This window comes from Ursidibacter arcticus (genome assembly GCF_009761375.1).
GTDB lineage: Bacteria > Pseudomonadota > Gammaproteobacteria > Enterobacterales > Pasteurellaceae > Ursidibacter > Ursidibacter arcticus.
Genome location: NZ_LEKM01000159.1, coordinates 23,753 through 31,082, shown reverse-complemented (window position 1 = coordinate 31,082; position 7,330 = coordinate 23,753). Strand labels below are relative to the sequence as shown.

General features: G+C 37.8%; 6 protein-coding genes. 1 reads left to right on the top strand and 5 read right to left on the bottom strand.

What is annotated here, in order from left to right; all coding sequences use genetic code 11:
* Positions 1–242 precede the first annotated feature (242 nt).
* Positions 243–1,391, top strand: coding sequence for a pyridoxal phosphate-dependent aminotransferase (locus A1D25_RS07175; RefSeq protein ID WP_157395012.1), 1,149 nt, complete (start codon positions 243–245; stop codon positions 1,389–1,391).
* A gap of 36 nt (positions 1,392–1,427) precedes the next feature.
* Here A1D25_RS07175 and A1D25_RS07170 read toward each other — a convergent pair whose 3' ends face one another.
* Genes A1D25_RS07170 through A1D25_RS11215 form a run of 5 tightly spaced genes read right to left on the bottom strand, consistent with a single transcriptional unit; the run spans position 1,428 to position 6,985 of the window.
* Positions 1,428–2,474 carry a peptide ABC transporter ATP-binding protein gene (locus A1D25_RS07170; protein WP_157395011.1) on the bottom strand — a complete coding sequence of 349 codons (1,047 nt, stop codon included), beginning with the start codon at positions 2,472–2,474 and terminating at the stop codon, positions 1,428–1,430.
* Positions 2,475–2,476: 2 nt separating this feature from the next.
* Positions 2,477–3,367: an ABC transporter permease subunit gene (locus A1D25_RS07165; RefSeq protein ID WP_157395010.1), complete on the bottom strand. Its 891-nt coding sequence runs from the start codon at positions 3,365–3,367 to the stop codon at positions 2,477–2,479.
* Positions 3,357–4,316: an ABC transporter permease gene (locus A1D25_RS07160; RefSeq protein ID WP_157395009.1), complete on the bottom strand. Its 960-nt coding sequence runs from the start codon at positions 4,314–4,316 to the stop codon at positions 3,357–3,359. The genes A1D25_RS07165 and A1D25_RS07160 overlap by 11 nt, the downstream gene beginning before the upstream one ends.
* 27 nt (positions 4,317–4,343) lie before the next feature.
* Positions 4,344–6,020, bottom strand: coding sequence for an ABC transporter substrate-binding protein (locus A1D25_RS07155; RefSeq protein WP_157395008.1), 1,677 nt, complete (start codon positions 6,018–6,020; stop codon positions 4,344–4,346).
* Positions 6,020–6,985, bottom strand: a complete 966-nt coding sequence (locus tag A1D25_RS11215) for a sigma 54-interacting transcriptional regulator (RefSeq protein ID WP_338065564.1) — start codon at positions 6,983–6,985, stop codon at positions 6,020–6,022. The genes A1D25_RS07155 and A1D25_RS11215 overlap by 1 nt, the downstream gene beginning before the upstream one ends.
* Positions 6,986–7,330: the final 345 nt, after the last annotated feature.

The following is a 7,330-nucleotide window of genomic DNA, read 5'->3' as shown; positions in this document are numbered from 1 at the left end:
AAAATCTGTTATTTTTCAATTGGTTATAACCTTTCTTGTAGGGGCGCCACGCTGGCGTCCGAATGAAAAAAGACTTTGTCAATAATCTGGGGCAACATATACAGTTGCCCTGTTATTTTTTAAACACATTTCATCATATTTTAAAAATTCTGCTTGCAAAATTATAAAACTCATTTATATTGAATAAAAATTCATTTTTTGTGATTTTATATTCATTTATACACTTTATTTAGGAGATTTATATGCAACGCAGACAACTTTTTCAATTAGCAGGTGCAGCGGCTTTAACAACCGCTTTTTCAACATTCAGTAAGAAAGTAGAAGCAACTGGGCTTTCAATGCCACAAGGTGTTTCACTTCCGATTAAACTCAACTTTAATGAAAACTCATTAGGTATGTCTGCTAAAGCCAAAAAAGCAATTTCAGACAGTTTAGATATTGGGTTTCGTTACCCAGACGATCAGCGTGAAGAGTTAATCGGCTTAATTGCCAAAAAATTCAACTTAGCGACTAATCAAATTTCTATGGGGAATGGCTCATCTGAAAATATTCAGGCTATTGTTCAAGCATTGATTATTAGAGCACAGAAAAATAACACGCCAATTCAGCTTGTTGTGCCAGATCCTACTTTTAACTATGCTGAGTTATATGCACAAGCATTGGGTATTTCTGTGGTTAAAGTGCCGTTAATGGCAGATTTCTCTTTTGATATTAAGCAACTGCAACAGGCTGCTGAACAATTTAAGGGCGAAACTATTTTCTATCTTTGCAACCCAAACAATCCAACGGCAATGATTACCCCTGCGACAACCTTATTTGATTGGATCAATACAGCACCTGCTCATCATTTCTTTATCTTAGATGAAGCCTATGCTGAATTAGTCCAAAATCCTGATTTTAAAAGTGGTATTGAACTGATTAAAGCGAATAAAAATAATGTTGCAGTAACTCGTACATTCTCTAAGTTATATGGGTTAGCAGGCTATCGTATTGGCTATTTATTAGGTACAGAAGAAGTGGTTGCCTTAGCAGAAAGTTGTATGTCTTACGACAACACAAACTTAGCAGGTGCAGTTGCCGCTATCGCATCATTACAAGATCCACAATTTGAACAGCTCAGTTTAGCAACTATCAATGCTTCTCGTCAGATAGTTCAAAAAGCACTCACTGAATTAGGCTTAAAATATGTTGATTCTAATGCGAATTTTATTTTCCACCAAATTAAAGGCGATGTAAAAACTTATCAACAACGTATGAAAGAACACCAAATTTATGTTGGTAGAGAATTTTTACCGATCCAAGGTTGGAATCGTTTAACACTCGGCACGCCACAAGAGATGGAAGTTTTTGTTAAAACACTTAAAATGTTTAGAGAGAAAGGTTGGGTGTAAAGACAAATATAGGACATCGTTTTTGGGTGTCCTTACTTACCCACTCATCTCAGGCTTATCATTCACAACCACAGGGATAAATTCGGCTTTTTTCAAGAAATTCTGCTCACGAAAGTTAATCGGGAAATGACAAGCAAATTCGTGTTGGCGGAACTTTCTTAATGGCGGTTTAACCACACATTTTTTCTGGGCAAAAGGGCAACGTGGCCCAAGGCGGCAACCAATTGGCATCTCTTTAAGCATTGGGACGCTACCTTTTAGGGTATTTAACCGCCCTTTAAATGGATAAGGCTGAGAAAAATCGGGAACGCTATGTAATAACACCGAAGTGTAAGGGTGAAATGGGGTTTCCATTATGGTTTCTTTCGTGGCAATTTCCACCGTTTGACCGCAATAAAGCACATTAAAGGAATCAACCCATTTATGAATACTCAACATATCGTTACTGACTAAAATGATTGATGTGCCTAAGTTCTTATTCATACTGGAAAGCAAGCGATAAATTTGTAGCTGTGTTGTGGCTTCCATTGTATTTGTTGGTTCATCAGCCACTAATAAACGGGGCTGATTAGCCACAGCCATTGCAATCATCACTTTTTGAGCTTCCCCTTCAGTTAAATCCGTTGGGTAACTTTGCATCACATCTTGGTGATCTTTAATACCCACACGATGCAATAGTTCAATAGCTTTTCGTTTTTTCCAGCCGAACCATTGCCACCATTTACCTTTAAAGCGGATAGTTTGGCTTAATTGTTTACCAATGGGTAAACTTGGGTCTAAACAGGAAAGTGGATCTTGGAAGATCATTGAAATATCATCACCTACTAGCTTTCTACGTTGTGATGGTGAAAGTTTTAAAAGCTCAACATCATTAAAACGAAACCGATCAGCGGTAATAATCCACTCTTCTTTAACCAATCCACAGATAACTTTGGCAATTAAACTCTTGCCTGAACCTGATTCGCCAACTAAGCCACAAATCTCACCGCTATCTAGTGTGAGATTGATGTTGTCCACCATTTTAATTCGCCCTTCTGGTGTTTCAATTTCAATGCTTAAATGACGAATATCTAACAATGCCATAACTAATACCGATATTTTTCTAAAACACGCACAATACTATTACCCAATAGCGTAATAATTAAGATCACGAAGACGATTGCAAGCCCAGGTAAAATCACTGTCCAAGGGGCAATATAGACTAATTCCATTGAGTCTCGAATCATTGTTCCCCATTCAGGTGTTGGGCTTTTTGCCCCAAGTGAGATAAAACTTAATGCACTAATATCCAGCACTGCTATTACAAAAATATGGGAAAGTTCTTTCACTGCAATCACGGTTAAATTGGGTAGTATCACTTCTTTCACAAGATCTCTAAATCTTGCCCCTTCTAAACGAAGGGTAACAACATATTCTCGTTTTAGCTCTTGCTGAGTAGTTTGATAAATTTTATGGATAAAATGCGGTAACATTGCTAAAAAAATAGCCAACATTGCATTGGGTAAACTTGGCTCCATTAGCGTTGCGATAATAATTGCAATTAACAGAATAGGCGTAAATAAAAAGGTATCAAACAAATGTGAAAGAATGAAAAAAGAGCTCCCCTTTTTTGCCCCTGCTAAAATACCAATTACCCCACCGATAATGGCAATAGCGAGCGTAATTGCCAATGCTGAGCCTACGGTATAATAGAAACCTGATAAAATCCGACTAAAAATATCTCGTCCTAGATCATCAGTACCAAAGAAGTGACTAATTTGCCCCTGATCGTTCCAAGATGGCGGCATCAATTCCAAACCAATAAACTGCTGATCGGCAGAATACGGAGCTATCCAATAACCTAATAATGTCAAGCCAAGTAATGCAAAAAATAGATTAACACTCACCAATGCAACAGTATCTTGACGTAGCACCGACCAAAATTGACTAAAATAGGCAGACTCTCTAAATTGTTCAGGATCTTTATTATTTAGCATACCAATCTTTCTTCTGTGAAGGGTCTAATAAGGTGGTAACTAAACTTGCTAGTAAATCCACCGATAATACAAATAAACCGATTGCCACCACTCCAGCAGAAATCGCGTGGTAATCTTGAATAGATAAAGCGTTAATCATCCAACGTCCAACACCGTCCCAGCTCACTACATTTTCAATTAACATTCCAAAGGCAAAAATAAGCGTTACATTGCGTGCTATCATTGGAATTAAGGCAGGAAGTGTATTGCGAATAATATGGTTGCGCCAAATTTTTAATGGCGACCAACCACGCACACGAGCTACTTTGACATAATTCTGTTTCATTACATATAACGTCCGTTGCTCTGTAATGCGTAAGGTTTCTAACGTTGCGGGTAATGCTAGAATTAAAGTTGGTAAAGCCAAATGTTGTAACGCACTTTGCATCATTTTTAATTTATAAGGGGAATCGGACAGTAAAATATCAATAAAGGTAACGCCTGTAACTGCTGGTACTGCATAAATTGGGTGAATTTCCCCCACTGCTGAGATTGCCCAATGATTTATTGATGCATAAGCAAGTAATAAGATTGCCAACCAAAATACTGGCACAGCTAAACTAAGTGAACCAAATGTTGAAAGTAGTTTCCCAACCAGATGTTGCCGTTGTGTTGCTGAAAAAAATCCAAGGGGAATCCCCAGTAATAGAGATAAAAAGGTTGCCGATAAACAGAGTGAGATCGTAGCAGGAAATACATTTAAGATCTGTTTAGCTAATGGTTCTCCTGTGTTGTGGTTAATCCCCCAATCCCCTTGTAATAAGGCTTGAACATAATTGAAATACGCAGTGAAATCATTGCCAACTAGATTATTTAACGGATCTCGCAATAAAATATGGTAGCTGATAAAAGATAAAATAATCAGCGTAATTAAGGTTAAAAATAATTTTCTAATCAATGCAAATAACATTTTTTAACTTTCTCATTGCGTATTCTGCTAATGTGCAGGTAACACTTTTAGGTATATGTCTGCTAATTTAACTTGCCCAAAATGGCTAATATTGACCTTAGCAACTTTAGGGCTAACTAATAACACCCTTTTAGTATTCACAAGCGGTAGGATTGGCAGTTGCTGTTGCAATAATTCCTGTGCTTGACGATACAGTAGTCGTTGTACAAAATGATCTTCACTCAACCTTGCACTTTGTAGCAACGCATCAAAATCGTGATCGCACCAGTTTGATAAATTAGTCACTGCATTTTGTGCATTACAACTCAGAATAGGCGACAAAAAACCATCAGCATCAAAATTATTCGCTAGCCAGCCACCTAAAATGAGATCATAGTCTGCTTGATTATTCTCTAATTGCTGTACTAGATAAGCTCGACTAACTTGACGAACCTTAACTGTAATACCAACTTTAGCTAAATCCGCCCGAATCAATTCTGCCATTTTTAATGGATGTGGATTATAAACTTTTTTCTCATCTACCACCCATAAATTCAAGCGGTCAGTTTCGGCTAATTTTTTGCGAATAATGTTCGGATAAAGATAACCATCAGGGTTTGTTTCAGGAAAAATCGCTTTGGGTAATACATTTTCAGCAACGTCCGCCATTGAATAAAACAGTAATTTTGCTAATCGCTTGCGATCAATGGCTTGTGCAATTTGCTGACGAAAGGCAATATCTTGCATCTTTTCTTGGCGAAAATTGAATGCCAAATACGCTAAGTTTGCACCATCACTTTGTATAATTGCCTGCTTATCAGCTAAAACAGATAACTGGCTAGGCTCAGGGAAAGCTGCTATATCACACTCTTTATTTAAGAATTTTGCCATTCGCCCTGTCGCTGTTGTTGAAAAATCAACAATCATATTCCCAATATGAGCTTTTTTCCCCCAGTAATGTGGGTTTGGAATGAGACGAACGTGATCATCTTGCACATAACGTTCAACTTGATATACCCCTGTACCAATAGGAAAGCGGTTTAATTGAGCGAGATTTTCATCAGCATTTAATTGTAGAGCGTACTCTTTCGACAAAATAACTGCATATTGGCTAGCAAGATGATGCAATAAAGAATTATCGGCAGTTGCCAATTTAATCGTTACAGTGTGGCTATTTTGTGCCGTAATTGCCTGAATACGGTGTTTTAGTCCCACGCTTTCAAAATACGGAAAATAGGTTCGCTCGGCAATTTCGCTATTGATACGATAACGAGCTAAAGTCGCTTGCTGCTCAGTACTTAACTCTGGTAGTTCAAATTCTCTCGCCATCATTCGATTTAATGAAAATACCACATCTTCTGCATTGAGCTTACGAGTTGGTGTAAACCAAGGAGTATGGTGAAACGATACATTTTTACGCAAGTAAAATGTAATGGTTAAACCATCATCACTGACTACAAATCGTTCTGCTAGGGCGGGTTTCAATTTATTGGTAACGGGATCAAACTCAATCAATTTATCATAAAGTTGTTCCGTAACAATATTCATATTGCTCCCCACTTCTGCTCGTTGGGGATTAAAAGAAAAATCTGAACCGTCAGTACAATAAACCACGCTATTATTTAGCAAGGCTTGAGGAATACTCGGGGCGGAATAAGCGGTTGGATTTAAGCTAAATATTGCAAAAAAACTGTATAAAGTAACCGCTTGTCGATAGTATTTCATTATTTACCAATTCCATATTGTCGCAATTTATTCGCCACTGCGGTGTGAGAAATCCCTAAACGTTGTGCAAGTTTACGAGTACTCGGATATTCTGCATAGAACTTGCGTAATAATGAAGACTCAAACTGATTAAGTAATTCATCAAGTGATGCTTGCTCTAAATTTAACATTTCTGCATCAGGCAACGACTCTTCAGGCAAATCTAAATCTTTGACTTGGAGTTGTTGATTCGCCAATGAACAAGCACGATAAATCGCATTATAAAGCTCTCGTAAATTTCCTGCCCAGCGGTGTCGCTGTAAGGCTTGTAAGAAAAATTCATCATAGCTCGGCTCTTTGATACCAAGCTGTTGGCTAATTTGGCTAATAAAATGATCGGCAAGTAAAGGCAAATCGGCTTGTCGCTCACGCAATGGTGGTAAATTTAATGTCAGAACATTTAAGCGATGATAAAGATCTTCTCGCATTTTGCCTTCACTGACAAGCTGAGCTAATGGCTTCTGTGTAGTACAAATCACTCTTACATCAACCTGAATTTCACGCTCTTCACCCACTCTACGAAATACACCGTCATTTAAAAAACGCAATAGCTTGGCTTGCATATCTAAGGATAGCTCAGCCACATTATCTAATAGAACTGTGCCACCATTGGTGTATTCAAAAAAGCCCATTCTTTCTTTGCCTTCAATACTGTAACCAAACATTTCACTTTCGGCATCTTCTTCGGGCAAGCCTGCACAGTTTACAGCAATAAAACGCTCATCTCGTCTAAAACTAAATTGATGACAGGCTTTGGCAAATAAATCTTTACCCGTCCCTGTTTCGCCTTGAATCAGTAAAGGTGCTTTCAAAATGGCAAATTTCTTGGCTTGTTCAATAGCGAGCTTCATCTTAGGACTGCTTGCAATCATTGAATCAAATTCACTGGTTTGATTAGCCATAAATTGATGTAAGTCGAGTTGCATTGCTTGTTGTGATTGCAGTGCTACTACATAACCTAACGGGCGATTTTGATCGGTCTCCCATAATTCAATGGGTAATAAATCAATACGCCACATCTGATTATCAAATTGAATTGGGTAAGAAATAGGCTGTAAGGTATCTTGCTGTGCAGTAGCCCCTTGTTCAAGAAAGGCTTTATACCACTTTGTTTTATTTAAATTTGCTAACACATCGTTCAATGGAATACCATCGAGTGTCTGTAATTTATCCTGCTTACGTTTAGATAGATTCTGCTTATACACTGGCAATAAAGACTTAATCGCCTGTTGATTAGCAAACTCAATATTCCCTTGTAAATCAATGGATAA